Source organism: Streptococcus sp. oral taxon 431, assembly GCF_001553685.1.
GTDB lineage: Bacteria > Bacillota > Bacilli > Lactobacillales > Streptococcaceae > Streptococcus.
In genome coordinates, this window is record NZ_CP014264.1 from 2117015 (window position 1) to 2142970 (window position 25956).

Consider the following 25956-nt stretch of genomic DNA (forward strand, 5'->3'; position numbering starts at 1 on the left):
AAATACCTCCTAGATATTGTACATAGCATCAAAAATAGCCGCACTTTGAATATTGATTTTGACATTCAAAGTCTGACCAAAAACCTCAAATTCGTTTCTAAGATGAGTAAAATCTTGTTTTTCATCACTAGATACCACAGCCATCATTGTAAAGAATTCATCCAGGACTGTTTGTGAGATATCATCAATATTTAAGCCTAATTCAGCAATTTTTGTCGCAACACCTGCAACAATTCCAGATTTATCTTTACCAACAACAGTAATAATAGCTTTCATGATTAAACTCCGTTTCTAACACAGAACGATATCCATTTCGGCCAAAAACAAAATAAAAAAGAGGGATAGAGTAACTAAATCACTTAATAGTGAACAATTATCCAAGTTGAAACCCTAAAAAAATCTCTTAGTTGATCTTGTACCAGGCTAGTATTTTTTACCAAGTCGCTAGTTTAGAACTTGAAACTGATAGTATATTAGCTCATAACCTTTTTATAGAATATTTTTGAAAAAATGAACATTGTTGATTTTCGTTTTAAATAGTATAGCATATTTCTTAATAAAATACTCAAAAACGCCTGCTTACGAAATTGTTCTTTAGTAAAAAACAATTTCGTAAACAAGCGTCTACCTTATCATCTTATGATGAGTGTTCCCGCTAGGACATAAGTCCTAGCGGTAGACCAGAGCTAGACTAAGAGCACAAGACTCCATCATCATAACACTCAACAAAATTGATGATTTTATACTAATTCGATGATTGCCATTGGCGCTGCATCACCACGACGTGGTTCAGTTTTAAGGATACGAGTGTATCCACCGTTACGCTCAGCATAACGAGGTGCGATTTCTGAGAACAATTTTTGAAGTGCTGTAGTAGAAGTGTACTTATCAGTTGCTTCATCATAGTTTTCAGATGCGATTTCATTACGTACGAAAGCAGCTGCTTGACGACGTGCATGCAAATCACCACGTTTACCTAGAGTAATCATTTTTTCAACAGTTTTACGGATTTCTTTAGCACGAGCTTCAGTTGTCACGATTGATTCGTTGATCAAAAGGTCAGTTGTCAAATCGCGAAGCATTGCTTTACGTTGTGAGCTAGTGCGTCCTAGTTTACGGTAAGCCATTTATTCCTCCTTTATTTATCTTTTAATCCAAGACCCAAATCAATGAGTTTGACTTTCACTTCTTCCAAACTCTTGCGTCCAAGATTTCTTACTTTCATCATCTCTGCTTCAGATTTTTCTGTCAAATCATGCACAGTGTTGATACCGGCACGTTTCAAACAGTTGTATGAACGCACAGACAAGTCAAGTTCCTCAATCGTACGTTCCAAGATACGGTCGTCCGATTCAGTATCAGCTTCTTTCATCACTTCTGCTGACTTAGCAATCTCTGTAAGATTTGTAAACAAATCAAGGTGCTCTGTCAAGATACGTGCTGAAAGCCCTAAAGCATCTTCTGGAATAATTGTTCCATTAGTCAAGATTTCAAGGGTTAATTTGTCGAAACCATCATTGCTACCTACACGAGCAGGTTCAACTTGATAGTTGACTTTTGTAACTGGTGTATAAATAGAATCTACAGCAAGTGTTCCAACTGGTGCATTATCTTTTTTATTTTCATCAGCAGGTACATATCCACGACCACTGTTAACAGTCATTGTCGCTTTTAGAGAAGAACCTTCACCGATTGTAAAGAGATAATGATCTGGATTTACAATTTCAATGTCGCTATCTGTCAAGATATCTCCAGCTGTAATTTCAGCAGGACCTTGCACATCTAGTTCAATGATCTTTTCGTCTTTAACGTAAGATTTTACTGCAATACCTTTGATGTTCAGAATGATTTGCATCACGTCTTCGCGAACACCCGGAACTGTATCAAATTCATGCAATACACCTTCGATATTGATAGATGTTACAGCAGCCCCTGGAAGAGAAGCTAGAAGTACACGACGAAGAGAGTTACCAAGTGTTGTACCGTAACCACGTTCAAGCGGTTCGATTACAAACTTGCCATAATCTTTATTTTCATCAATTTTTGTTATATTTGGTTTTTCAAACTCGATCATTTAGTTACTCCCTCTTAAACGAAAAGCAGTGTAAGGTTATGATTATACACGGCGACGTTTTGGAGGACGAGCACCATTGTGTGGCACTGGAGTCACATCACGAATTGCTGTTACTTCAAGACCAGCGGCAGCAAGAGCACGAATAGCTGACTCACGACCAGAACCTGGACCTTTAACAGTAACTTCAACTGACTTAAGACCGTGTTCTTGTGCAGATTTAGCAGCAGCTTCAGAAGCCATTTGAGCAGCAAATGGTGTAGATTTACGAGAACCTTTGAAACCAAGAGCACCAGCTGATGACCAAGCAATTGCATTACCATGCACATCAGTAATCATAACAATAGTGTTATTAAATGTAGCGTGAATATGAGCAATACCAGATTCGATATTCTTTTTCACACGACGTTTACGTGTTGGTTTAGCCAAGACTTTTACCTCCTATATTATTTTTTCTTACCAGCAATCGCAACAGCTTTACCTTTACGAGTGCGAGCGTTGTTTTTAGTGTTTTGTCCACGGACAGGAAGTCCACGACGGTGACGGATACCACGGTATGAACCGATTTCCATCAAACGTTTGATGTTCAAGTTAACTTCACGACGAAGGTCACCTTCAACTTTAATTGCATCCACTTCACGACGGATAGCATCTTCTTGATCTGGTGTAAGATCGCGAACACGTACATCTTCTGAAATTCCAGCAGCTGCTAAGATTTTCTTAGATGTTGGAAGTCCGATACCGTACACATAAGTCAATGAAATTACTACGCGTTTGTCATTTGGAATGTCAACTCCAGCAATACGAGCCATGTTTTCTCCTTTCTATCTTATCCTTGACGTTGTTTGTGTTTTGGATTTGCTGGGCAAATTACCATAACACGACCATTACGACGAATTACTTTACAGTATTCGCAAATTGGTTTGACCGATGGTCTTACTTTCATTTCTTATCCCTCCAAGTTTTTCGATTATTTAAAGCGGTAAGTGATACGTCCACGTGTCAAGTCATATGGACTCATTTCGACAGTAACACGATCTCCCGCTAAAATACGAATATAGTTTTTACGAATTTTACCAGAAACTGTTGCTAAAATCTGATGTCCATTTTCAAGTTCAACCGTAAACATTGCATTCGGCATAGTATCAACTACTTTACCTTCAACTTCAATCACATCGTCTTTTGCCACGCAAAAGTACCTCCATAAATTTCGATTTGATGCCTCTAGACACAGAGACAACAATTATAAGTCAGACTAACTCAGTATAACATTTGTAGAGACATTTTGCAAGCATGAAAAACGCTTTTATTTCAATTTTGTCAATACTTTTTCGATATCAGCAAAGACATCATTGATATCTTGATTACCTTCAATATCATGTACCAAACCTTTAGCACGATAGTGGGCAATAATCGGTTCACCTTGGGCAATATTGACATCCAAACGACGTTTTACTGTTTCAGGTTTGTCATCTTCACGTTGATAGTAGTCTTCTTCTTTGTAATCAACTGGTGGGTTGAAAACTTTGTGGAAAGTTTCGCCAGTTTCACGGTGAATGATACGACCACTCAAACGTTCGAGTAGACATGATGGATCTACTTCAATATTGATTACACCCTCAAGTTCAAGACCAAGGTCTACCAAAATTTGATCCAAAGCGTATGCTTGTTCAATGGTACGAGGGAAACCGTCTAAAAGGAATCCTTTATCCTTAATGTCATCTTGAGCCAAACGTTCTTTAACGATACCGTTTGTAACTTCATCTGGAACCAACTCGCCTTTGTCGATATAAGACTTAGCTAAGACACCCATTTCAGTTTGGTTAGCCATTGCCGCACGGAACATATCACCTGTTGAGATATGAGCAACATGGAATTGTTCAACAATTTTTGCTGCTTGTGTACCCTTACCTGCACCAGGTAAGCCCATAATCAAAAGATTCATGATTCAAACTCCTTTTTTATTTTTAAATAGAAGCAAAAATTCATTTCAACTCCTATTTAAAAACAAAATAGAAGAGAGGAGATAAAAATCTGACAGGGTCTTTGATTTTTAAACTCCACTCTCTGAGCAATAGTGAATTTTCTTTTCTATTACAATTATTCTGTTGTATTCATGAAACCAACATACTTACGTTTCAATAAATAACCTTCCAATTGTTTAATTCCTTCAATACCTGTTGAGATAATGATCAAAAGACTTGTTCCCCCAAAAGCAACTACTTCTGAAAGACCGAATAAATCCTTAGCTACAATAGGTAAAATAGAAATAACACCTAAGAAGAGGGAACCGACTGTTGCGAGACGACGAAGAAGTTTTGACATATACTCTTCTGTCCCTTTACCAGGACGGACACCGTGGATATAAGCACCGCTCTTTTGCAAATTTTCTGCTGCCTTCTCTGGATTAATCTGTACAAATGTATAGAAGAATGTAAAGAGGATAATCAACAGAGCGTACAAAGCGATACCTGTAGGAGCTGTTGTAGATAGTAACTCCTGAGCACTACGTACCCAGGCCCAATCAAGACCAGATGCACTTACAAATTGTAAAATTGCCGCTGGTGCTGCTGTAATTGAGCTAGCAAAGATAACTGGAATAACTCCTGCAGGGTTAATCTTCAATGGAAGATAGGAACTTGACGGTGCTCCTTGTGCTACCTTAGTATACTGAATTGGTATCTTATATTCAGCTTGTTGAACATAAGTTGTAAAGTAAACAATTAATAAGACTGCTACGATTAAGATAGCAACAAAAATGAGGGATGAAGTCAAGCGGTCGCTTGGTACGTTGACAAAATAGTCAACATAGATACCCTTGATCATATCAGGAATTGAAGCAACAATCCCCGCAAAGATAATCATGGAAACACCATTCCCATAACCCTTATCAGTAATTTGCTCTCCCAACCAAGTTACAATCATACTACCCGCTGTTAGGATTGCTCCAATCACAAGGAAAACTTGTGGTGTTAGAGGAATAGTCAAAAGTTTGGCTCCAGATAAAGCATTAAAACCAGCTGTAATTCCGATAGATTGCACGAATGCAAGAACAAGGGCAATATATCGTGTTGCCTGGTTCAATTTTCTACGACCAACTTCCCCTTGTTTACCCCACTCTACAAACTTTGGTAATAAATCCATTTGTAAGAGTTGGACAACGATAGAAGCAGTAATGTATGGACTAACACCAAGTGCAAAAACCGAAAAGTTTTTCATGGCATTACCAGACACCAAACTTAACATATTTAGAAAAGATAGACCACTCAAAGCATTCAAGCTATTGGCATTCACCCATGGAACCGTAATGCTAGTCCCGATACGGAAGACAAAGACGATAAAAATTGTAAAAAGAATTTTTGATCGAACTTGCTTAACTTTGAAGGCTTCTCTCAATAATTTAAAAAACATAGGTCACCTCTCTTAGATGACTTCTACTGAACCACCTTTAGCAGTGATAGCTTCTTCAGCTGATTTAGAGAATTTAGCTGCTTTTACAGACAATTTCTTAGTCAACTCACCGTTACCAAGAATTTTGATACCTGATTTTTCAGCTTTAACAATTCCTGATTCGATAAGAACAACTGGAGTTACTTCTGCACCATCTTCAAAGACGTTCAATTGGTCAAGGTTAACAATTGCGTATTCTTTAGCGTTGATGTTAGTGAATCCACGTTTTGGAAGACGACGGAACAATGGAGTTTGTCCACCTTCAAAACCAAGACGTACTCCACCACCGCTACGAGCTTTTTGACCTTTTTGACCACGACCAGATGTTTTACCGTTACCTGATGAAGTACCACGACCAACACGGTTACGAGTTTTACGAGAACCTTCTGCAGGTTTCAATTCATGAAGTTTCATTATATATTTTCTCCTCTTTTGTAAAATGCTAGCGCCGATAAGAGAGAAAAGGTTGTCTCTCCTATCAACTCGCCTATACCTTTGTCATCAAAGATGACTATATCTAGTTTTAGGGGATGGTATACTGCACATCCCCTAAAATTTCATTAGTTTACTTCTTCAACTGTTACCAAGTGAGATACTGCAGTGATCATACCACGAATTGCAGCGTTATCTTCTTTAATAACAGAGCTGTTCAATTTGCCAAGTCCAAGTGCTACAACAGTTTTACGTTGTGATGGAATGCGTCCGATTGGAGACTTAGTCAAAGTAATTTTAATTTGAGCCATTTTATCCCCTTTCTTATGCCAAATCAGAAACTGAAATACCACGAAGGGCAGCAACTTCTTCAGCGCGTTTCAATTGTTTCAAACCTTCAACAGTTGCGCGAACAATGTTGATTGGAGTATTTGAGCCAAGAGATTTAGATGTAACATCAGCTACACCTGCCAACTCGATAACGGCACGAACAGCACCACCAGCGGCAACTCCAGAACCTTCTACAGCAGGTTTCAACAATACTTTAGCTCCACCGAATTCTGAAATAACTTCGTGTGGGATTGTTGTTCCAACCATAGGAACTTCGATCAAGTTTTTCTTAGCATCTTCTACTGCTTTGCGGATTGCTTCTGGAACTTCTTGAGCTTTACCAGTACCAAATCCTACGCGACCATTGTGGTCACCAACGACTACAAGAGCTGCAAAACGAAGACGACGTCCACCTTTAACAACTTTAGTAACACGGTTAACAGCAACTACGCGTTCTTCTAATTCAACTGCATTGTCTTTAAATGCCATTTTCTAGTGTCCTCCTATTAGAATTTCAATCCGTTTTCACGAGCTGCATCAGCCAAAGCTTTCACACGTCCGTGATATAGATATCCACCGCGGTCGAACACCACTTCTGAAATACCTTTAGCGTTTGCACGTTCTGCAACGAGTTTACCGACAGCAACGGCTTGTTCAGTTTTTGTTCCTTTTGAAACTTCTTTGTCAAGAGTTGAAGCACTTGCGAGCGTTACACCCGCTACGTCATCAATAACTTGAGCGTAGATGCCTGTATTAGAACGGAATACGTTCAAACGTGGGCGATCAGCAGTTCCAGAGAGTTTTCCGCGAACGCGACGGTGGCGTTTTTGGCGGAGTTTGTTTTTATCTGGTTTAGAAATCACAGTTTTCACCTCTTTAGTTTTAAATCGTGTGCTATGCACAAAGTTGGAAATGATATTGGTGGCTGAAAATCAACCACTCAATATTATTTACCTGTTTTACCTTCTTTAAGACGAACGTATTCGCCAACGTAACGGATACCTTTACCTTTGTATGGTTCTGGTGAGCGAAGGCTACGTACGTAAGCAGCTGTTTGACCAACTACTTCTTTTGAAATTCCGCTAACAACGATTGTTGTTGGGTTTGGAAGTTCAAAAGTAATTCCTTCTGGAGCTTCAACTTCGTCTGGATGTGATTTACCAACAGCCAAAACAAGTTTTGATCCTTGAAGTTGTGCACGGTAACCAACCCCACGCATTTCAAGTTGTTTCTTGAATCCTTCTGATACACCAATAACCATGTTGTTCAAAAGAGCACGAGTAGTTCCGTGGATAGTTTTCATTTCTTTTGAATCGTTTGGACGGTGAAGAGTTACTTCAGTACCTTCCACACGAATCTCAATATCTTTTGAGAACTCACGAGTAAGTTCTCCTTTAGGTCCTTTTACAGTTACAACGTTGTCATTGTTAGTGATTTCAACACCAGCAGGCAACACGATAACTTTATTACCAATACGTGACATGTTTTTATTCTCCTGTTAAATTGTCAGGCCATGACGGCCAGTTTTCACGGGGTTAAAGATACTTATTTAGTTCAAAAGCTGAACCGAACACGCTCTAAGAACTTTGTATCTTGATTTGAGTTCGAGCTAAGAATTCGGTGAAAAAGATAAGTTTGTCTTGGAGCATCGCTCCTGCTACAAACTTCCTATTTTCACTGCATTCTTTTAACGCTCTCACATCATGAATTACCAAACGTAAGCGATAACTTCCCCACCAACGTTCTTTTGGCGAGCTTCTTTATCAGTAAGCAAACCTTCTGAAGTTGAAAGGATAGCAATTCCAAGACCGTTAAGTACTTTTGGAAGGTCTTCACGTTTTTTGTAGACACGAAGTCCTGGTTTAGAAACACGTTTCAAGTTAGTGATAACTTTTTCACCGTTTGGTCCGTATTTAAGGAATACACGGATGATGCCTTGTTTGTCATCTTCGATGATTTCTACGTTCTTAACAAAACCTTCGCGTTTAAGGATTTCAGCAATCCCTTTTTTGATGTTTGATGCAGGTACTTCAAGTACTTCGTGTTTTGCTTGGTTAGCGTTACGAATACGAGTTAGGAAGTCTGCGATTGGGTCAGTCATAACCATTTTATTTTCTCCTCTTACTAGTAGTTTGCAAGTTGCACTTGCTAGTTAATGATTGAGCTGGGCTCAGATAGTATTGACACATTCAAACAAGATAATCTCATTTGAACACGAGCTACAACCTGGGCAAAAAAGATAGATTTGTCTTGGAGCATCTCTCCTGCACCAAATCTCCTATTTTTGCTGGGGTTGTTACGCTCTTTGTATCATGATATTACCAAGATGCTTTTGTTACACCAGGAATTTGTCCTTTGTAAGCTAATTCACGGAAGCAAACACGGCAAAGTTTAAATTTGCGGTAAACTGAATGTGGACGACCACATTTTTCACAACGAGTATAAGCTTGAGTAGAGAACTTCGCTGGACGTTTGTTCTTAGCAATCATTGATTTTTTAGCCATTAGATTTACCTCCTATATTATTTTGCAAAAGGCATTCCAAGGCCTGTAAGCAATGCACGTGACTCTTCGTCAGTGTTAGCAGTTGTTACGATAACGATGTCAAGACCACGAGTTTTGTCAACGTCATCGAAGTTGATTTCTGGGAAGATCAATTGTTCTTTCACACCAAGTGTGTAGTTTCCGCGTCCGTCAAATGATTTTGTTGGAACACCGTGGAAGTCACGTACACGTGGAAGTGAAACTGAAACCAATTTATCCAAGAATTCGTACATACGTTCCCCACGAAGGGTAACTTTTGCACCGATCGCAACACCTTCACGAAGACGGAAGCCGGCGATTGATTTTTTAGCTTTAGTGATAAGTGGTTTTTGACCTGAGATAAGTGCTAATTCTTCAGCAGCTTTTTCAAGGCTTTTAGCGTTTGATACAGCTTCACCAACACCCATGTTCAAAACGATCTTATCTACTTTAGGAACAGCCATCACTGATGAGTAGTTGAATTGTTCTGTCAAAGCAGGAACTACTTCATTAAGATATTTTTCTTTTAAACGATTTGCCATTATACTTCTCCTTTCCTTCGTGATTAATCAAGCACTTCGCCTGATTTTTTGTTGTAGCGAACTTTTTTACCGTCTACAAATTTGTAGCCAACGCGACCAGCTACACCGTTTTTGTCCAAAACTTGAACGTTTGATACATGGATAGCTGCTTCCTTCTCGATGATACCACCTTGAGGAAGTTCGTTAGTTGGACGTTGGTGTTTCTTAACGATGTTAACACCTTCAACGATAACTTTGTTTACTTTTGGAAGGGCAGTAAGGACAACAGCTTCTGTTCCCTTATCTTTACCAGCGATTACGCGAACTTTGTCGCCTTTTTTTACAAACATTTTTTTCTCCTTTTATTCTTACGCCCAATGGGCACCCTGGCTAGGCCAGGGGACTGTGTTTGTTTGTTTTTGCTCTGTGAAAATTAAAGTACTTCTGGAGCAAGTGACACGATCTTCATGAAGCCACCTTCACGCAATTCACGTGCAACTGGGCCAAAGATACGTGTTCCGCGAGGAGTTTTATCTTCACGGATGATAACTGCTGCGTTTTCGTCAAATTTGATGTATGAACCATCAGCACGACGAGCACCTGATTTAGTACGAACGATAACTGCTTTAACAACGTCACCTTTTTTAACCGCACCACCAGGAGTAGCTTGTTTTACAGATGCCACAATAACATCACCGATGTTCGCAAATTTACGTTTAGAACCACCAAGAACTTTGATAGTCAAGATTTCGCGTGCACCGCTGTTGTCTGCGACTTTCAAACGAGTTTCTGTTTGAATCATTTCAGTTTTCTCCTTTCAGGTTTGATTAGATGATAACCGCTTCTTCAACGACTTCTACAAGACGGAAACGTTTTGTAGCTGAAAGCGGACGAGTTTCCATGATACGTACGATATCGCCTTCTTTGGCAACATTGTTTTCATCATGTGCTTTGTATTTTTTAGAGTAGTTAATACGTTTACCATAGACTGGGTGGTTACGTTTTGTTTCAACTACAACTGTGATTGTCTTGTCCATTTTGTCAGATACAACACGTCCAACAAGAACTTTACGATTATTGCGTTCCATTGAAATTTCTCCTTCCCTAGTCTATTATTTCGCTTCAGATTGAACTGTTTTGATACGAGCGATTTGTTTTTTAACTTCTTTCAAGCGAGCTGTTTGTTCTAATTGACCAGTAGCAGCTTGGAAACGAAGTTCAAACAATTCTTTTTTCAATTCGTTTTCGCGCTTCGCGAGTTCTTCTTGAGAAAGACCACGAAGTTCTTTAACAAATTCTTTTACTTCATTAAGTTTCATGCCTTCTCCTTATTCTGCTTCACGTTTTACGAATTTACATTTAACTGGCAATTTGTGGCTTGCAAGACGAAGCGCTTCACGAGCGATCTCTTCAGATACACCTGCAACTTCAAACATTACTTTACCACGTTTAACTGGTGCTACCCAACCTTCAGGTGCCCCTTTACCAGATCCCATACGAACCCCGATAGCCTTAGCTGTGTATGATTTGTGTGGGAAGATTTTAATCCAAACTTTACCACCACGTTTCATGTAACGAGTCATGGCGATACGAGCAGCTTCGATTTGGCGGTTAGTGATCCAGTGGCTAGTTGTAGCTTGAAGACCGTATTCACCGAATGCTACTTCTTTTCCACCTTTAGCTTCACCGCGCATTTTACCACGGAATTCACGACGGTGTTTAACACGTTTAGGTACTAACATTGGTTATTTACCTCCTTTAGTGTTTTTACGAGCTGGAAGAACTTCACCACGGTAGATCCATACTTTAACACCAAGTTTACCGTATGTAGTGTCTGCTTCTTCCCAAGCATAATCGATATCTGCACGAAGTGTGTGAAGTGGAACAGTTCCTTCAGAGTATCCTTCAGCACGGGCGATATCTGCACCGTTCAAACGACCTGATACTTGAGTTTTGATTCCTTTAGCTCCAGCACGCATTGCACGTTGGATTGCTTGTTTTTGTGCACGACGGAAAGCAACACGTTGCTCCAATTGACGAGCAATTCCTTCACCAACAAGGTGAGCATCCAAATCAGGTTGTTTGATTTCGATGATGTTGATGTGTACTTGTTTTCCAGTCAATTTGTTAAGTTTAGCACGAAGTGCATCAACGTTAGCACCACCTTTACCGATAACCATACCTGGTTTAGCAGTGTGAAGTGAAACGTTAACTTTGTTTACTGCGCGTTCGATTTCAATAGTTGAAACAGCTGCGTCAGCAAGTTCTTTTTGAACGAATTTACGGATTGCAAGATCTTCATGAAGGTAATCCGCGTATTCTTTTTCAGCATACCATTTGGCATCCCAATCACGGATGATGCCGACACGCATACCAATTGGATGTACTTTTTGACCCACGATTTTACCTCCTTATTTTTCTGCAACAGCTACAGTGATGTGAGCTGTACGTTTGTTGATTGGTGAAGCTGAACCTTTCGCACGTGGACGGAAACGTTTCATAGTTGGTCCTTCGTTTGCGAATGCTTCAGATACTACCAAGTTAGCTTTATCCAAACCAAAGTTGTTTTCAGCGTTAGCTACAGCTGAGTTCAAAACTTTCAAGATGATTTCAGCAGCTTTGTTTGGAGTGAATGTCAAAATTGCGATTGCATCGGCTACGCTTTTACCACGGATGTTGTCAAGAACAAGACGTGATTTACGAGGTGAAACACGTACTGTGCGAGCCATTGCTTTAGCTGAAGTAATTTCTGCCATTTATGTTCTCCTTATTTTCTACGTGTCTTCTTGTCGTCTGCGGCGTGACCTTTGTAAGTACGAGTTGGTGCGAATTCACCAAGCTTGTGACCTACCATGTCTTCTTGGATGTAAACAGGTACGTGTTTACGTCCATCATAAACTGCGATAGTGTAACCAATGAAACTTGGGAAGATCGTTGAACGACGTGACCAAGTTTTGATAACTTTTTTCTTTTCGTCGTTAGCTTGAGCTTCAACTTTTTTCATCAAATGCTCATCGACGAAAGGTCCTTTTTTAAGACTGCGTCCCATTTTTATATTTTCTCCTTTAAATTTTGTACCACAGCGGCTTGCGCTCACAAGGAGCGCTACCGAGCTGGCGGAATTTCTAGTTGCCTAAGCGACTAGTTTTAAATTATTTCTCGTTGCGACGACGAACGATAAGTTTGTCAGATTTCGCTTTCTTGTTACGAGTTTTAAGACCAAGAGCAGGTTTGCCCCATGGAGTAGATGGTGCTTTACGACCAACTGGTGCTTTACCTTCACCACCACCGTGTGGGTGGTCGTTAGGGTTCATTACAGAACCACGAACTGTTGGGCGGATACCTTTCCAACGGCTACGTCCTGCTTTACCAAGGTTTACAAGTCCATGTTGTTCGTTTCCAACAACACCAACTGTAGCACGACAAGTTCCAAGAATCATACGAACTTCGCCTGATTGAAGACGAACAAGAACGTATTTACCTTCTTGTCCCAATACTTGAGCAGAAGCTCCAGCAGCACGAACCAATTCACCGCCACGACCTGGTTTCAACTCAATGTTGTGAACCAAAGTACCAACTGGGATGTTAGCAAGTGGAAGAGCGTTACCTACTTTGATATCTGCTTCAGGACCTGAAACGATACGTTGACCAACTTCAAGACCTTTTGGAGCGATGATGTATGCTTTCACACCGTCAGTGTAGTGCACAAGAGCGATGTTTGCAGAACGGTTTGGATCGTACTCGATAGTTTTAACAACTGCTTCAACGTTATCTTTGTTACGTTTAAAGTCAACCAAACGGTAGAAACGTTTGTGTCCACCACCTTGGTGACGAACAGTGATACGACCGTTGTTGTTACGACCAGCCTTGTTCTTCAAAGCAACAAGCAAAGTTTTTTCTGGTGTGCTTGTTGTGATTTCAGCGAAATCCAAAGAAGTCATATTACGGCGACCGTTTGTTGTTGGTTTATAAACACGAATTCCCACGATATTTCCTCCTTAGATTATTCAGCTTCAGCAGCAAACAACTCGATTGCTTTTGAATCAGCTGTAAGTGTGATGATAGCTTTTTTAGTTTTGTTAGTAAAACCAGTGTAACGTCCAACACGTTTAGCTTTAGGTTTTACGTTGATTGTGTTAACATTTGCAACTTTAACACCTTCGAAAGCAGCTTCAACAGCTTGCTTGATCAAAAGTTTATGCGCACGTGTGTCAACTTCAAATACATATTTTCCTGCTTCAAGTTGAGCCATTGAGCTTTCAGTGATTACAGGTTTTTTGATAACATCATACAAATTCATTATGCAAGAACCTCCTCGATTTTAGAGATAGCTGCTTGAGTAACAAGAAGTTTGTCACTATTTGCGATGTCAAGAACACTTGCAGTTGTAGCAGTCGCAACTTTCACGTTTGGAAGGTTACGAGCTGAAAGAGCTGCGAATTCGTTTCCTTCTTCAAGAATAACAAGGACTTTAGAATCGATGCTCAAAGCTGCAAGAACTTTTGCAAATTCAGCAGTTTTTGGAGCTGTAAATTCAAGAGAATCAACGGCTACAAATTTGTTTTCAGCAACTTTTTCTGAGTAAACAGATTTTAGTGCAAGGCGACGAACTTTTTGAGGAAGTTTGTACGCATAGCTACGTGGAGTTGGTCCGAAGACGATTCCACCACCACGCCATTGTGGAGAGCGGATAGAACCTTGACGAGCACGTCCAGTTCCTTTTTGACGCCATGGTTTGCGTCCGCCACCTGAAACGGCTGAACGGTTTTTAACAGCGTGAGTTCCTTGACGAAGGCTAGCACGTTGGCTGATGATGACATCAAACACAACAGATTGGTTTGGTTCGATACCAAAGATTGCATCGTTAAGAACAACTTCGCCCGCTTGTTTACCAGTTTGGTCGAATAATGTTACATTTGCCATTTTGACTGTATTCCCCTTTCCTTATTATTTACCAGCTTTAACTGCTGATTTGATAGTGATAAGAGATTTCTTAGCACCTGGTACGTTACCTTTGATAAGGATAACGTTCTTTTCTGGAACAACTTGTACAACTTCAAGGTTTTGAATTGTTACACGGTCGCCACCCATACGTCCTGCAAGGTTTTTACCTTTGAATACGCGGTTAGGTGCAACAGGTCCCATAGAACCTGGACGACGATGGTAACGAGAACCGTGAGCCATAGGTCCACGTGATTGTCCATGGCGTTTGATAACACCTTGGAAACCTTTACCTTTAGAAGTACCAGTTACGTCAACAACATCTCCAGCTGCGAAAGTTTCAACTGTGATTTCAGCACCAACTTCCAAGCCTTCAACGTTTTTGAATTCACGAATGAAGCGCTTAGGAGCCGTGTTAGCTTTTGCTACATGTCCTTTAGCAGGTTTGTTGCTCAATACTTCGCGTTTGTCATCGAAACCAACTTGGATAGCGTTGTACCCGTCTGTTTCAACAGTTTTAACTTGAAGAACAACGTTTGGAGTTGCTTCAATAACTGTTACAGGGATCAATTCGCCAGCTTCAGTGAAGATTTGAGTCATTCCCACTTTTTTCCCTAAGATTCCTTTTGTCATGAGAAAATAGTTCCTTTTCTATATTTTTTATTCAAAAAGTTTTTAACGAGCGTTTTTTATGCTCAAGTTATCAAGCTTTAAATTAAAGTTTGATTTCTACGTTTACACCACTTGGAAGATCCAATTTCATCAAAGCGTCAACTGTTTTTTGAGTTGGGTTAACGATATCGATCAAACGTTTGTGTGTACGCATTTCAAATTGTTCGCGAGAGTCTTTGTATTTATGAGTCGCACGAATGATTGTGTAGAGGCTACGCTCAGTTGGAAGTGGGATTGGACCCGCAACTTGTGCACCTGTACGAGTAGCTGATTCTACGATTTTAGCAGCCGCTGTGTCAAGCGTACGGTGTTCGTAAGCTTTCAAACGGATACGGATTTTTTTGTTTGCCATCTTTTTCTCCTTTTCGTCTATTTAAGATAATAGGCTAGCTCCACAAGAAAACCGACGCGCGTTGCGTGGCAATGCAACCGAGCGTGTCGCAACCTCTTGCATCAAAGCTAAAGCTGTAATTTACAGCACCATAATAGAATAACACAAAGCCCCTGCGATTGCAAGGGATTTGACAGATTTTTTTTAATTTTTTAGATGAAACTGTTTTCTTATTCCATTTTAATAATTTTGCATATTTAAGTGCTGGATTATCTGACTTTTCTTCTATATGATGTTAGTTATGATGTTAGTTTTAATTTGAAATTTATCATCTGATTGATCTACCAAGATATCTGCCATTGACTCGGTTGTTTTATAGTATCGTAGATACTGCTCTCGTCTCATCTGCTGACTAGCCAATATAAAGGATGCATCGCCATTTCTCACAGTCGTATCTCGAGCTAGACGTCTCTTTAATTCTGTCTCTTCATCCGTGTAGAAACAAACAGTTTTATCAAAGAGTTCCTTTGGTAGAAAACCCACAGACATCCCTTCGACTATCAGAATTGGTTTTGCTCCCGATAAGATCTCACTAGCCTTCCAAGGTTCTTCTATTGTCAAGACATCCATACCCGCCTGCAAAGCGAGGATATCTCTTTGTAAACTTGCCAGCTCATGCGCTACTGGTAAACATGCTGTCACCTTTTGGTCCGGTGTCTCTTTAGGTACCACTAAATGTCGTTCCGAAGTAATATAGGGATCTGTTTCTAGTAAATTTACCTTTTGGGAATCAAGTTCTTGGTACAATTCTTGAGCAAAAGTTGATTTTCCTGAGGCTCCATGGCCGTAGATACCTAGCGTTTTTACTTTTCCAGACTCTATTTCTGATACTAGTCTTTCTACTAACTCTTTTTTCTTCATTCTCTCTTCACCTGTTCATAGCTTTCTTTTCCATCATTAAGCTTGTCCCAAATAACTACTTTTCCACTTTGCAGAGATTTTTGCACATCTATAATCCGCTGATTAGAAGAGCCTCGGAACTGGAGCATGAGATTGCGCTTGCTTTTATCATAACGACCATCGACCAGGATATCAATCAACGACAAGAGTTCCAGTTTGTCTGGAGTCTCCAGCATCATTTCTTCCCAAGTGTAGCCCGTCCAGGACCAGATATCTTTTTCTGGCAATTCCTTACGAATGCGTTTTACGAGAGGTAAGATTATACCTGTATTGAGGAAAGGCTCTCCTCCTAATAAAGTCAATCCTTGAACATAGGGTTGGGCCAGATCTGCCATGATTTGTTCTTCTAACTCTGGCGTATACGGGATACCAGCATTGAAAGACCAGGTCGCAATATTATAACAGCCCTCGCAGTGAAACATACAACCTGCTACATAGAGAGAATTGCGTACCCCCTCTCCATCGACAAAGTTAAAAGCCTTATAGTCAATGATACGCCCTTGACTGAGTTCTTCACTCTTCCACTCGCCAGGCTTTGGTGTATTCCATGTCATCCTTCTACTCCAACTCTATCCAATAGCGCTCCGTTCCATTACGAACATCCTCATAGACACCACCGTTAGCTAAAATAACAGCTCGGCTGGCAGGATTTTCCGTGCTACAAGTCACCAGAGCTCGTTTAATATTCTTTTCCTTGGCAATTTGTAGACCTTGTCGGAGGGACTCTTTGGCGTAGCCCTTGCCTCTTTCTGATGGACGAATGGAGTAGCCAATGTGGCCAGCATAATTCAGTAAACCCTCATTCAGTCTCAATCGCAGATTCAAAAATCCTAGAGCTTGACCTACAGCATCAAATGATACAAATTGAATAGAAGGAACACGATTTTCAGGCAAATTTATTCCCATTTCTTTTTGCATATTTGTCTCCAACCACTCTTCGTAAACAAAATTCTCAGTATCCCAAAATCCGCCATCGTGGGCTGATTGGCTTTTTTCAAACTCTGCCATCATCTCTAAAACTGTTTCTTTATCTGCTAATCTTGGTCTGCGTAGTTCCATGTTCCCCTCCCCGCTATAAGAAAAGCGAGAGGCAATTCTCACTTTTTCTTGTTTTTTGTTTAAAAACTGTTCTCTAAGGCTAGCTACTCGGTCTTTTTTGCTGCTTCCACCTTTCGAATGCTTTTCGTGGAATCGTTGGACCACGGCCTTACCTTTATCGTCTAATTGATATTTTCCCATTCTTTTTCTTTCTAATTTCTTACTTCGTGGCCTGCTGTTTTGATAGTAGAACCGTTCATGTGTTTGACACGCGCAGCAATTTCCTTATGACGTCCGTTGACCATTGGCCGAGCTTGTGGGTTTCCAAGATAGCCACAAGTTCGTTTAACAACATCTACTGTTTAAAGTTAAAAGCCTTATAGTCAATGATGCGCCCTTGACTGAGTTCTTCACTCTTCCACTCTCCTGGTTTTGGTGTATTCCATGTCATCCTTCTACTCCAACTCTATCCAATAGCGCTCCGTTCCATTTCGAACATCCTCATAGACACCGCCGTTAGCTAAGATAACAGCTCGGCTGGCAGGATTTTCCGTGCTACAAGTCACAAGCGCTCGTTTGATATTCTTTTCCTTAGCAATTTGTAGACCTTGTCGGAGGGACTCTTTGGCGTAGCCCTTGCCTCTTTCAGACGGTCGGATGGAATAGCCAATATGGCCAGCATGATTCAGCAATCCCTCATTTAGTCTCAGCCGTAGATTCAAAAAACCTAGAGCATAGCCTGATTTATCAAACAATACGAACTGAATTGATGGAACGCGATTTTCCAGCAATCCTATTCCCATTTCTTTATTTCGGCTAGTTTCTAGCCAGTCCTCGTAAGAGAAATTCTCAATATCCCAAAATCCGCCATTGTGGGTCGATTGGGTCTCTTTAAACTCCTCTATCACATCTAGAACAGCTTCCTTATCCGCCAATGTCGGCCTGCGTAATATCATCTTTACCTCCAACTAAGAGAAAAGCGAGAGCGGACTCTCACTTTTTCTTATTCTTATTTAAAAATTGCTCTCTTAGGCTAGCCACTCGGTCTTTTTTATTGCCTCCACCTTTTGAATGTTTCTCGTGGAACCGTTGAACCAAGGCCTTGCCCTTATCGTCTAATTGATATTTTCCCATTCTATTTCTTTCTAACTTCTTACTTCATGTCCTGCTGTTTTGATAGTAGAACCGTTCATGTGTTTCACACGCGCAGCAATTTCCTTGTGGCGTCCATTAACCATCGGACGTGCTTGAGGATTCCCTAAATAACCACAAGTTCGTTTAACAACATCTACCGTTTTAGGATCGTTATTTCCACAGTTAGGACAAGCAAAGCCTCTCTCTGTCGGCTCAAAATCTCCTTCAAAATCACACTTGTAACAGCGGTCAATTGGAGTATTGGTTCCGAGATAACCTACACGGTCATAAGCATAATCCCAAACAGCTTCCAAGGCCTTTGGATTTTGTTGAAGAACTGGATACTCACAGTAGTGGATGAATCCACCTGATGCACCCGCTTCTGGATAAACTTTTTCAAAATCTAGTTTTTCAAAAGGAGTTGGATTTTTACGCACATCATAATGGAAGGAATTTGTGTAGTATTCTTTATCAGTAATGTCTGGAATAGAGCCAAATTTCTCTGTATCCAAACGACAGAAACGATCCGTTAAACTTTCAGATGGTGTTGAATAAATAGAGAAGTGATACCCATATTGGTCTGACCATTCTTCTACTCGATGTTTCATATCTCGAATGATATCAAGGGTGAATTCTTTAGCTTCTGGATTGGTTTCCCAATTGTTGCCAAAGAATACTGTCGCTACTTCATAAAGTCCAATGTAGCCAAGCGAAACAGTAGCACGACGGTTCTTAAAGAGCTCGTCAACACTTTCTTCTTTACCAAGACGACGTCCGAAGGCACCATATTGATAAAGAATTGGCGCATTAGCTGGAGTGGCTTCCTTGGTTCTTTCCACACGATAAACTAGAGCATCTTCAGCAATATTCATGCGCTCATTGAAAATTTCCCAGAACTTATTCATGTCGCCTTCTGATTCGAGGGCAATACGAGGAAGATTGACCGTCACCACCCCTAGATTCATACGGCCAGAGTTAACTTCAACTCCATTTTCATCCTTCCATCCTTGAAGGAATGAACGACATCCCATCGGAACCTTGAAGGAACCTGTCAATTCGATAATCTTATCGTAAGACAAGACATCTGGGTACATCCGTTTAGTTGCGCACTCGAGCGCCAACTGCTTGATATCGTAGTTAGGCGAACCTTCTTCCAAGTTAAGACCTCTTTTTAGGGTGAAAATGAGTTTAGGGAAGATAGCTGTACGGTGTTCTGAACCCAGCCCCTTGATTCGAATGTTCAAGATAGCCTTTTGAATTTCGCGTTCAAAACGATTGGTTCCTAGGCCAAAACCAAGAGAAGTAAAGGGTGTTTGCCCATTTGAAGTGAAGAGAGTATTGATTTCATACTCTAGAGATTGCATGGCATCATAGATATCTTTTTGGGTTTTCTTCCAGGCGTACTCCTCACGCTTGTCAGGTAGTACCCATTCCTCTGCATCTTTGAGATGCTTTTGGTAATTTTTTTCTGCATAAGGAGCCAAGACTTCATCAATACGGTCTGCTGAACAGCCTCCATACTGACTTGATGCAACGTTGGCGATGATTTGCGATATCTGAGCAGTTGCGGTCTGAATAGACTTAGGACTCTCTACCTCAGCATTCCCAATCTTAAAACCATTTTCCAACATGCCCTTGAAATCAATCAGACAGCAGTTAGTCATCGGGGTGTAAGGGCTATAGTCCAAATCGTGATAGTGGATATCCCCTTTTTGGTGGGCATTAGCCACATGCTTAGGAAGCATTTGAAGACCGATTGATTTCCCAACAATCCCCGCCGTCAAATCACGCTGGGTATTAAAAACATCACTATCCTTATTGGCATTTTCATTGACAACTGCCTGATCTTTATTGAGAAGTTTATGAATACTAAAGTTGATATCTGTTGCTTTTGAGCGCTCAAAATCCCTTTGAGTTCGGTAAGTGATATATTCCTCTGCCAAGGCATATTCTTTAGCTTCCAATAACTCATGTTCTACGATATTTTGGATTTCATAGATTTTTACACCTTGAGGAAAGCGACTATGAATCTCTTCTACAATACGTTCAACTAGAGTATTAAGACGCTTTTCGACCAAGGGGGTTACATCCATGACTTTTTCCGCAGCCTTGTGCAAGGCTTTGTCAATCTTATCTACATCAAAAATGACGCGTCTACCGTCGCGCTTTTCAACAAATAAGGTTGGATCAGGTTTTGTTTTCTCTTCCAATACAATCATATCCAGGCTCTTTTCTTAAATTTTCTTTCTTAAAGTATTATATCACTATAAAAATAAAAATCAATATCTAGTGTCAAAATTCATATTTTCATAAAATTTACACTAGATATTGATTATTTTATTTTAATTTGTAAAGTTTAAAGTCTTTGAATTCACTTTGAACTGGTTGATAACTTTCTGCCAGAAGCTGTTCTACTTCTGTCCACAGAGCTGTTTTGGTATTGACCACAATCACTTTAGGCTGATTATCACGTAAATCATTGATAAGTTTGCTACGATTTGCATCCAGACCAGTATATAATTTTGGTGATAGCAACTGACTAGCTGCTAAACGTTCACTAGTCTTATAACCATTCGTAAGATCATCCCATATATAAATACGATCTGTTGCCTGTGTTTGCTCTTTAATCGTAGTTTCTATACGAGTTCGTTCTTGATATTGTTCTGAGTGAAGAACATAACGGGCGACCAGAGGAGCCAAAAATAGGTAGGCCAAAGCTAACACTGGCAAATAGACATTACCCTGAAGAAATATTGCCCATATTGAAGGAACTTCTCGATGTCTTCTACGGCGATTGGCTCCTTCTAATTTCCCAGTTCGAATATGAGTCAATAAAAGAATGGACAAGAAAGGAAGGAACTCAGCTATACGACTACCGTGAATCGGTTCTGTAGAGTAAATTTTCAAGCCTAGTAACAATAGGATCGCTACTGAAGTAAAAATAGATAAGACGTATTGCTTGGTTGGTTTAGATTGGAAGAGTCCTGTAAATACGAGCCTTAAGCCTCCAAGACCAATTGTTAACAATCCATAAAAAAGGAGGTTGTCCAGTAAGGCTGGATTGGACATAAATTTCAAACTATCTACTGGATAGAGGATCTGACTGATAGCGTTCCCAAAACTCCCATTATAAGCCGTATAGTAACCAATTGGATAAAAGAAGAGCGAGAATCCAAGACCAGCTGCAAAGAATTGATAGAGCCCATGAACCAAGCGACCACGCCCAATATTAAAGGCTAACAAAGCAAAGAATAAGACTAGAGCATATAAAGTTGTGACGAGAGGGGCAAAGAAGAAGGCAAGCGCCAAACTAATCCCAATACGCACGAAACCTTTGTCATGATTATACTCTACCAAATACCTAGTTACTAAACTGAGAGCGTGAAACAGGAATGGAAGGGCCAAAATAGTGGCATAGCCACCGCCAAAGCTAAGTCCTCCAGCAAGAAGATAAAAGATGGTCAACACTTGTTGCGACTGCTTGTTCTCCTCCGTCAAGGTATAAGTTGAACGGAAAAGAAAAATCCCAGAACCCACTAGAGCAAGCCAAGTAAAGGCTGCAAACAAAATACTACCCTTGCTTAGATACTGTAAAAAGTAATAGAGAAGACCACTCGTTCCAAAATAGTCTGTGTAGATATCTCCCCCCTGGTGCATAGCCCATCCGATATAAAAATCTTGTGCCTGCTCTGGGCTAGTTAGTCCTAGCAAGAAAGGAAGAACTACAGATACAAGTACAACTAGAGTGCTCCAGATTAGGATCTTAAATAATGGTAAGGGAGCAAATGAACTTGGTTCATCCTCGAAGCGCTCCTCTCTCCCAACTAAATCATCCTGAATTCCCGTCCAAGATGGAGTTGGTTCCTCTTCTAATCTGCCATATACGTTCATTCATTCTCTCCTATGTTTTAATTTGTTCTAGTATATCAAAAAGTCTAAATCTTGTCAGCCTGTGGTGGCCATTTGTCTAACTTTTGACAGAGACTAGCAAAGCGTTCAATCTCATAAAAACGATGATAGGAAGTATTTTTATAGTGGTCTAAAAAATTTTTTTCTTCTACCGTCAGCATGGTCATTCCTCCTTTTCTCTTTATTCGAAAATGGAGGACGATTCTATCAAAAAAGCTGAATTCCCAAAAGAGAATTCAGCACTTTGTCTTTAGTCAGCCTTTTTTTCTAAATTTTTTGAAATGCTTCGATTTTTACCTTCCAGGTACACCATAAGAATGGAGATATCTGCTGGGTTAACCCCAGAAATACGGCTAGCTTGACCGATGGTTTCTGGATTAATGAGTTTGAACTTCTGGCGAGCCTCAGTCGCGATGGAATCAATGTCATCCCAGTCGATGTTGGCTGGAATACGTTTTTCTTCCATGCGTTTCATCTTGGCAACCTGATCCATGGCTTTTGAGATGTAGCCTTCGTACTTGATTTCTGTTTCAATCAATTCGATAATCTTGTCATCTAACTCTTCAGCAGCAGGTCCAATAAAGGCTACCACATCTTGGTAAGAGACTTCTGGACGACGGAGGAACTCCTTGGCAGTGACTGCATCTGTCAATGGTTTGAAGCCCATTGCTTCAACCTTAGCATTGGTTTCCTTGACTGGCTTGAGTTTGATGCTATCCAAACGCTTCATCTCATTGTCAAATTGATTTTTCTTGATTTCAAAACGAGCCCAGCGTTCATCGTCCACAAGTCCAATCTCGCGTCCCATCTCAGTCAAACGCATATCAGCATTGTCATGGCGGAGAATGAGACGGTACTCAGCACGACTGGTCAAGAGACGGTAGGGTTCAATGGTTCCCTTGGTCACCAAGTCGTCGATCATCACCCCGATATAACCATCACTGCGCTTCAAAATCAATTCAGGCTTGCCTTGGATTTTCAGAGCCGCGTTGATACCAGCAATAATTCCCTGACCAGCAGCTTCTTCGTAACCTGACGTTCCATTTGTCTGACCAGCTGTGAAAAGTCCTGAGATTTTCTTGGTTTCCAGAGTCGCACGTAACTGATGAGGCAAGACCATATCATACTCAATGGCATAACCTGTCCGCATCATCTCTGCATTTTCCAAACCTTTGATGGAATGAACCAGCTCACGCTGGACATCCTCAGGCAGACTGGTTGAAAGTCCTTGAACATAAACTTCCTCTGTATTGCGACCTTCTGGTTCAAGGAAGAGTTGGTGACGTTCCTTGTCCGCAAAGCGCACAATCTTGTCCTCAATCGATGGACAGTAACGAGGTCCCACTCCCTTAACCACACCTGTAAACATAGGCGCACGATGGAGGTTGTTTTGGATAATCTCATGACTGGTACCATTGGTATAGGTCAACCAGCACGGCACTTGATCCTTGACATAGTCCTCATCACGTGAAGTGTATGAAAAGTGATTTGGCGCTTCGTCTCCTGGCTGAATCTCTGTCACATCGTAGTTGATAGAGGAAGCCTTGACACGTGGAGGTGTTCCTGTCTTGAAACGACCGATTTCAAGTCCAAGTTCCTTGAGATTATCAGCTAGGTTAATAGAAGCCAGACTGTGGTTAGGACCTGACGAGTACTTGAGGTCTCCGATGATGATTTCCCCACGGAGGGCTGTCCCTGTGGTCACGATAACAGCCTTGGCAGCATACTCTTGATGGGTTGCTGTACGAACACCGACAACCTTGCCATCTTCCACCAAAATCTCATCAATCATGGTTTGACGAAGGGTTAGATTGTCTTGATTTTCAACCGTCTTGCGCATCTCCTTAGAGTAAAGTTCCTTATCAGCCTGCGCACGAAGGGCACGGACAGCTGGTCCCTTCCCTGTGTTAAGCATCTTCATCTGGATATAAGTCTTGTCAATGGTCTTAGCCATTTCGCCACCAAGGGCATCTACCTCACGCACAACAATCCCCTTGGCAGAACCACCAATAGACGGATTACATGGCATGAAAGCTAACATTTCAATGTTGATAGTCGCAAGCAAGACCTTGCAACCCATACGGCTAGCAGCTAGGGAAGCTTCGACCCCCGCATGTCCCGCACCGATTACAATAATATCGTATTCTTCCGTAAAATTATAAGTCATTTCTTAACCTTTCAAAAATTTCTCGCAAATAAGGAACTAACTTCTCCTCCTCTAGAGCTTGAGCCATAGTAACCCATTTAAAGTGCGTATGCTCTTGAGGATCTAATCTGATAATTGGCTTCTCCCCAACCCACTCTGCTTTATAAACTAAGCGAGTAAAGACAGTGTCCTTAGAGGTATCCAGTTGACTATCTTCGTGAAGAAGCTTGAGCGAACTGCTGTCTAGCCTAACTCCCGCTTCTTCAACACATTCTCTAAGAGCTCCATCTCGCGGAAGTTCACCCTTTTCAACCCCGCCACCAGGAATATCCCAGTAAGTTGGATAAACGTTGGGTTGTCCTCTTTTAATTTCCGAACGCTGAATGAGCAAATAATCACCACCACTATGAACAAGCACATGGGCAATAAGCTTAACCATCATTTTCTCTCCTATTCCTTAAGATGGATGTGTCGTAATTGTCCGTCCCAATCTGGTAAGGCGGTTTTTAAAAATGCCGGAACTAGCTGAATATTCTGGAGCTGGTCCAAGTCAATCCACTCACAGGGTTGCGTTTTCTCATCTTCCCGCATGGTCAACGGGGCATCTTCAAGCAAATCCACTAGATAATGAAACTCGATGTTGTGATAGGAAACACCGTCCTGTTCAAAACGATTTTCAACTACAAAAGCTAGTTGCCCAGCTTGAGCTTTGACACCCAGTTCTTCCCTCACTTCACGGACTACCGCATCTTCCGTTCTCTCATTGACTTGAATCGCACCACCAATAGTGTAATACTTGTCCTTGTCTTTGGTAACTAGAAGCTTGTGATTTTGGACAATCAAGGCTGTCGCCCGAACTCCAAAAACCGTATTTTCTACTTTTATCCGAAAGTCTTGTTGAGTCATCTTTTTTCCTTTCCTCTAAACGACACAAAAACAGTCAAAACTCCAAAGAAGTGCAGGACAAAAAAGCCTGCAACATCCATGAGCTTTGACCATCATTTCTATTGCTTTTATTATTGTAGCAGATTGAGAACATTTGTCAATCTATATGTACTATGATTGGCGAATTGCTTCAAAAGCTCCTTTGTCAATCTCAACTGGGTCAGAAAAGGCATCCAGAACAATCCCTCTCACAGGAAGACTCTCCATCCCTTCCGCAGCAAACAAACAGTCCGTAAGAGGCAATTGCAACCAAGAAAATCGGTCATAATAGTCCTTGGGGATGTCCTGAATTTCTAAGAAGCAAGGATAAAAGTAGTCATCTCCCTTTTGCAGAATATCCGGTTTTAGGCGAGCACCTTCTTGTTCGTCACTCTCATCCATCAGATAAGGATTGAAGGGAACCCAGACTCTAGCTTGCTTCAATTCCTTAAACAAGGCCTCTATCGACTCTGTCGTTTTCTCCCTCAAATACTCTTTTTTATAGTCCGAGAGAGTCATTGACTTCTCTTTTTTAGCCGTTTTTTTCTTAAAAAACTGAAACATTCTCATTCCTC

The 25956-nt window shown here is 40.8% G+C and carries 42 protein-coding genes and 1 pseudogene; all 43 read right to left on the reverse strand.

Going from position 1 to position 25956, the window contains the following annotated elements; translation table 11 throughout:
• Positions 1–9: 9 nt before the first annotated feature.
• The gene (locus tag AXE83_RS09975; protein WP_000644115.1) at positions 10–276 is read right to left on the reverse strand and encodes an ACT domain-containing protein; all 267 of its coding nucleotides are present in this window, start codon (positions 274–276) and stop codon (positions 10–12) included.
• 464 nt (positions 277–740) lie between these two features.
• Positions 741–1127, reverse strand: coding sequence for a 50S ribosomal protein L17 (gene rplQ, locus AXE83_RS09980; RefSeq protein WP_000331493.1), 387 nt, complete (start codon positions 1125–1127; stop codon positions 741–743).
• Positions 1128–1138: 11 nt separating this feature from the next.
• Positions 1139–2074, reverse strand: a complete 936-nt coding sequence (locus AXE83_RS09985; protein ID WP_000568996.1) for a DNA-directed RNA polymerase subunit alpha — start codon at positions 2072–2074, stop codon at positions 1139–1141.
• A 42-nt stretch (positions 2075–2116) separates the two neighbouring features.
• Positions 2117–2500 carry a 30S ribosomal protein S11 gene (gene rpsK, locus AXE83_RS09990; protein WP_001118385.1) on the reverse strand — a complete coding sequence of 128 codons (384 nt, stop codon included), beginning with the start codon at positions 2498–2500 and terminating at the stop codon, positions 2117–2119.
• Positions 2501–2517: 17 nt separating this feature from the next.
• Entirely contained in the window at positions 2518–2883 is a 366-nt protein-coding gene (rpsM, locus tag AXE83_RS09995; RefSeq protein ID WP_000090783.1) for a 30S ribosomal protein S13, read from the reverse strand.
• A 17-nt stretch (positions 2884–2900) separates the two neighbouring features.
• Positions 2901–3017 carry a 50S ribosomal protein L36 gene (gene rpmJ, locus AXE83_RS10000; RefSeq protein ID WP_001808836.1) on the reverse strand — a complete coding sequence of 39 codons (117 nt, stop codon included), beginning with the start codon at positions 3015–3017 and terminating at the stop codon, positions 2901–2903.
• 24 nt (positions 3018–3041) lie between these two features.
• Complete coding sequence (gene infA, locus AXE83_RS10005) at positions 3042–3260, reverse strand: translation initiation factor IF-1 (RefSeq protein ID WP_001029883.1); 219 nt, start codon at positions 3258–3260, stop codon at positions 3042–3044.
• A 117-nt stretch (positions 3261–3377) separates the two neighbouring features.
• Positions 3378–4016 carry an adenylate kinase gene (locus AXE83_RS10010; protein WP_060956306.1) on the reverse strand — a complete coding sequence of 213 codons (639 nt, stop codon included), beginning with the start codon at positions 4014–4016 and terminating at the stop codon, positions 3378–3380.
• 155 nt (positions 4017–4171) lie between these two features.
• Positions 4172–5482: a preprotein translocase subunit SecY gene (gene secY / locus AXE83_RS10015; RefSeq protein ID WP_060956307.1), complete on the reverse strand. Its 1311-nt coding sequence runs from the start codon at positions 5480–5482 to the stop codon at positions 4172–4174.
• A 12-nt stretch (positions 5483–5494) separates the two neighbouring features.
• Positions 5495–5935 (reverse strand): 50S ribosomal protein L15, encoded by a 441-nt coding sequence (gene rplO / locus AXE83_RS10020; RefSeq protein ID WP_000766079.1) that lies wholly within the window; start codon positions 5933–5935, stop codon positions 5495–5497.
• Between the two features lie 146 nt (positions 5936–6081).
• The gene (rpmD, locus tag AXE83_RS10025; RefSeq protein ID WP_000057241.1) at positions 6082–6264 is read right to left on the reverse strand and encodes a 50S ribosomal protein L30; all 183 of its coding nucleotides are present in this window, start codon (positions 6262–6264) and stop codon (positions 6082–6084) included.
• Positions 6265–6277: 13 nt separating this feature from the next.
• Positions 6278–6772 (reverse strand): 30S ribosomal protein S5, encoded by a 495-nt coding sequence (rpsE, locus tag AXE83_RS10030; protein ID WP_000874203.1) that lies wholly within the window; start codon positions 6770–6772, stop codon positions 6278–6280.
• Positions 6773–6789: 17 nt separating this feature from the next.
• Entirely contained in the window at positions 6790–7146 is a 357-nt protein-coding gene (gene rplR, locus AXE83_RS10035; protein ID WP_000624044.1) for a 50S ribosomal protein L18, read from the reverse strand.
• 83 nt (positions 7147–7229) lie between these two features.
• A complete protein-coding gene (gene rplF, locus AXE83_RS10040) occupies positions 7230–7766 on the reverse strand; it encodes a 50S ribosomal protein L6 (RefSeq protein WP_000086625.1) in 537 nt (178 codons plus the stop codon).
• A gap of 225 nt (positions 7767–7991) precedes the next feature.
• A complete protein-coding gene (rpsH, locus tag AXE83_RS10045; RefSeq protein WP_000245504.1) occupies positions 7992–8390 on the reverse strand; it encodes a 30S ribosomal protein S8 in 399 nt (132 codons plus the stop codon).
• Positions 8391–8601: 211 nt separating this feature from the next.
• A complete protein-coding gene (locus tag AXE83_RS10050) occupies positions 8602–8787 on the reverse strand; it encodes a type Z 30S ribosomal protein S14 (protein ID WP_001085697.1) in 186 nt (61 codons plus the stop codon).
• Between the two features lie 17 nt (positions 8788–8804).
• A complete protein-coding gene (gene rplE, locus AXE83_RS10055; RefSeq protein WP_000013542.1) occupies positions 8805–9347 on the reverse strand; it encodes a 50S ribosomal protein L5 in 543 nt (180 codons plus the stop codon).
• Between the two features lie 23 nt (positions 9348–9370).
• Positions 9371–9676, reverse strand: a complete 306-nt coding sequence (gene rplX / locus AXE83_RS10060) for a 50S ribosomal protein L24 (protein WP_000497691.1) — start codon at positions 9674–9676, stop codon at positions 9371–9373.
• Positions 9677–9759: 83 nt separating this feature from the next.
• Positions 9760–10128 carry a 50S ribosomal protein L14 gene (gene rplN, locus AXE83_RS10065; protein ID WP_000616548.1) on the reverse strand — a complete coding sequence of 123 codons (369 nt, stop codon included), beginning with the start codon at positions 10126–10128 and terminating at the stop codon, positions 9760–9762.
• Between the two features lie 25 nt (positions 10129–10153).
• Positions 10154–10414: a 30S ribosomal protein S17 gene (gene rpsQ, locus AXE83_RS10070; RefSeq protein WP_000440801.1), complete on the reverse strand. Its 261-nt coding sequence runs from the start codon at positions 10412–10414 to the stop codon at positions 10154–10156.
• A 24-nt stretch (positions 10415–10438) separates the two neighbouring features.
• On the reverse strand, positions 10439–10645 hold the full coding sequence (gene rpmC, locus AXE83_RS10075) for a 50S ribosomal protein L29 (protein WP_000772918.1): 207 nt from the start codon (positions 10643–10645) through the stop codon (positions 10439–10441).
• A gap of 9 nt (positions 10646–10654) precedes the next feature.
• Positions 10655–11068, reverse strand: coding sequence for a 50S ribosomal protein L16 (rplP, locus tag AXE83_RS10080; protein ID WP_000960948.1), 414 nt, complete (start codon positions 11066–11068; stop codon positions 10655–10657).
• A gap of 3 nt (positions 11069–11071) precedes the next feature.
• Positions 11072–11725 carry a 30S ribosomal protein S3 gene (gene rpsC, locus AXE83_RS10085; protein ID WP_000529936.1) on the reverse strand — a complete coding sequence of 218 codons (654 nt, stop codon included), beginning with the start codon at positions 11723–11725 and terminating at the stop codon, positions 11072–11074.
• A gap of 12 nt (positions 11726–11737) precedes the next feature.
• Positions 11738–12082, reverse strand: a complete 345-nt coding sequence (gene rplV / locus AXE83_RS10090) for a 50S ribosomal protein L22 (protein WP_000818137.1) — start codon at positions 12080–12082, stop codon at positions 11738–11740.
• Positions 12083–12093: 11 nt separating this feature from the next.
• Positions 12094–12375, reverse strand: a complete 282-nt coding sequence (gene rpsS, locus AXE83_RS10095; RefSeq protein ID WP_000533766.1) for a 30S ribosomal protein S19 — start codon at positions 12373–12375, stop codon at positions 12094–12096.
• A gap of 103 nt (positions 12376–12478) precedes the next feature.
• The gene (rplB, locus tag AXE83_RS10100) at positions 12479–13312 is read right to left on the reverse strand and encodes a 50S ribosomal protein L2 (protein WP_000512914.1); all 834 of its coding nucleotides are present in this window, start codon (positions 13310–13312) and stop codon (positions 12479–12481) included.
• Positions 13313–13329: 17 nt separating this feature from the next.
• Positions 13330–13626 (reverse strand): 50S ribosomal protein L23, encoded by a 297-nt coding sequence (locus tag AXE83_RS10105; protein WP_001055347.1) that lies wholly within the window; start codon positions 13624–13626, stop codon positions 13330–13332.
• Positions 13626–14249 carry a 50S ribosomal protein L4 gene (gene rplD, locus AXE83_RS10110; RefSeq protein WP_000024549.1) on the reverse strand — a complete coding sequence of 208 codons (624 nt, stop codon included), beginning with the start codon at positions 14247–14249 and terminating at the stop codon, positions 13626–13628. Before rplD ends, AXE83_RS10105 begins: the two co-directional genes overlap by 1 nt.
• A 24-nt stretch (positions 14250–14273) precedes the next feature.
• The gene (gene rplC, locus AXE83_RS10115) at positions 14274–14900 is read right to left on the reverse strand and encodes a 50S ribosomal protein L3 (protein WP_000160197.1); all 627 of its coding nucleotides are present in this window, start codon (positions 14898–14900) and stop codon (positions 14274–14276) included.
• Between the two features lie 82 nt (positions 14901–14982).
• Positions 14983–15291 (reverse strand): 30S ribosomal protein S10, encoded by a 309-nt coding sequence (gene rpsJ, locus AXE83_RS10120; RefSeq protein ID WP_001284513.1) that lies wholly within the window; start codon positions 15289–15291, stop codon positions 14983–14985.
• Positions 15292–15555: 264 nt separating this feature from the next.
• On the reverse strand, positions 15556–16191 hold the full coding sequence (locus AXE83_RS10125; RefSeq protein ID WP_060956308.1) for a uridine kinase family protein: 636 nt from the start codon (positions 16189–16191) through the stop codon (positions 15556–15558).
• Positions 16188–16784, reverse strand: coding sequence for an anaerobic ribonucleoside-triphosphate reductase activating protein (gene nrdG / locus AXE83_RS10130; protein WP_060956309.1), 597 nt, complete (start codon positions 16782–16784; stop codon positions 16188–16190). The genes AXE83_RS10125 and nrdG overlap by 4 nt, the downstream gene beginning before the upstream one ends.
• A gap of 4 nt (positions 16785–16788) precedes the next feature.
• Positions 16789–17289, reverse strand: a complete 501-nt coding sequence (locus AXE83_RS10135) for a GNAT family N-acetyltransferase (protein ID WP_060956408.1) — start codon at positions 17287–17289, stop codon at positions 16789–16791.
• Positions 17290–17632: 343 nt separating this feature from the next.
• A pseudogene (locus tag AXE83_RS11120) lies at positions 17633–17719 on the reverse strand (anaerobic ribonucleoside-triphosphate reductase activating protein); the annotation flags it as partial.
• Positions 17720–17723: 4 nt separating this feature from the next.
• Positions 17724–18224, reverse strand: coding sequence for a GNAT family N-acetyltransferase (locus AXE83_RS10145; RefSeq protein ID WP_060956310.1), 501 nt, complete (start codon positions 18222–18224; stop codon positions 17724–17726).
• 37 nt (positions 18225–18261) lie between these two features.
• Positions 18262–18402, reverse strand: coding sequence for a hypothetical protein (locus tag AXE83_RS11125; RefSeq protein ID WP_000521609.1), 141 nt, complete (start codon positions 18400–18402; stop codon positions 18262–18264).
• Positions 18403–18413: 11 nt separating this feature from the next.
• On the reverse strand, positions 18414–20621 hold the full coding sequence (gene nrdD / locus AXE83_RS10155) for an anaerobic ribonucleoside-triphosphate reductase (protein WP_060956311.1): 2208 nt from the start codon (positions 20619–20621) through the stop codon (positions 18414–18416).
• A gap of 118 nt (positions 20622–20739) precedes the next feature.
• On the reverse strand, positions 20740–22293 hold the full coding sequence (locus tag AXE83_RS10160) for a hypothetical protein (protein ID WP_060956312.1): 1554 nt from the start codon (positions 22291–22293) through the stop codon (positions 20740–20742).
• Between the two features lie 44 nt (positions 22294–22337).
• Positions 22338–22472, reverse strand: a complete 135-nt coding sequence (locus tag AXE83_RS11535) for a hypothetical protein (protein WP_257721053.1) — start codon at positions 22470–22472, stop codon at positions 22338–22340.
• 89 nt (positions 22473–22561) lie between these two features.
• The gene (gene mnmG / locus AXE83_RS10165) at positions 22562–24478 is read right to left on the reverse strand and encodes a tRNA uridine-5-carboxymethylaminomethyl(34) synthesis enzyme MnmG (RefSeq protein ID WP_060956313.1); all 1917 of its coding nucleotides are present in this window, start codon (positions 24476–24478) and stop codon (positions 22562–22564) included.
• On the reverse strand, positions 24468–24899 hold the full coding sequence (locus AXE83_RS10170; protein WP_060956314.1) for an NUDIX hydrolase: 432 nt from the start codon (positions 24897–24899) through the stop codon (positions 24468–24470). Before AXE83_RS10170 ends, mnmG begins: the two co-directional genes overlap by 11 nt.
• Positions 24900–24907: 8 nt before the next feature.
• The gene (locus AXE83_RS10175) at positions 24908–25363 is read right to left on the reverse strand and encodes an NUDIX hydrolase (protein ID WP_060956315.1); all 456 of its coding nucleotides are present in this window, start codon (positions 25361–25363) and stop codon (positions 24908–24910) included.
• A gap of 150 nt (positions 25364–25513) precedes the next feature.
• Positions 25514–25945, reverse strand: a complete 432-nt coding sequence (locus tag AXE83_RS10180; RefSeq protein WP_060956316.1) for an SseB family protein — start codon at positions 25943–25945, stop codon at positions 25514–25516.
• Between the last annotated feature and the right edge of the window lie 11 nt (positions 25946–25956).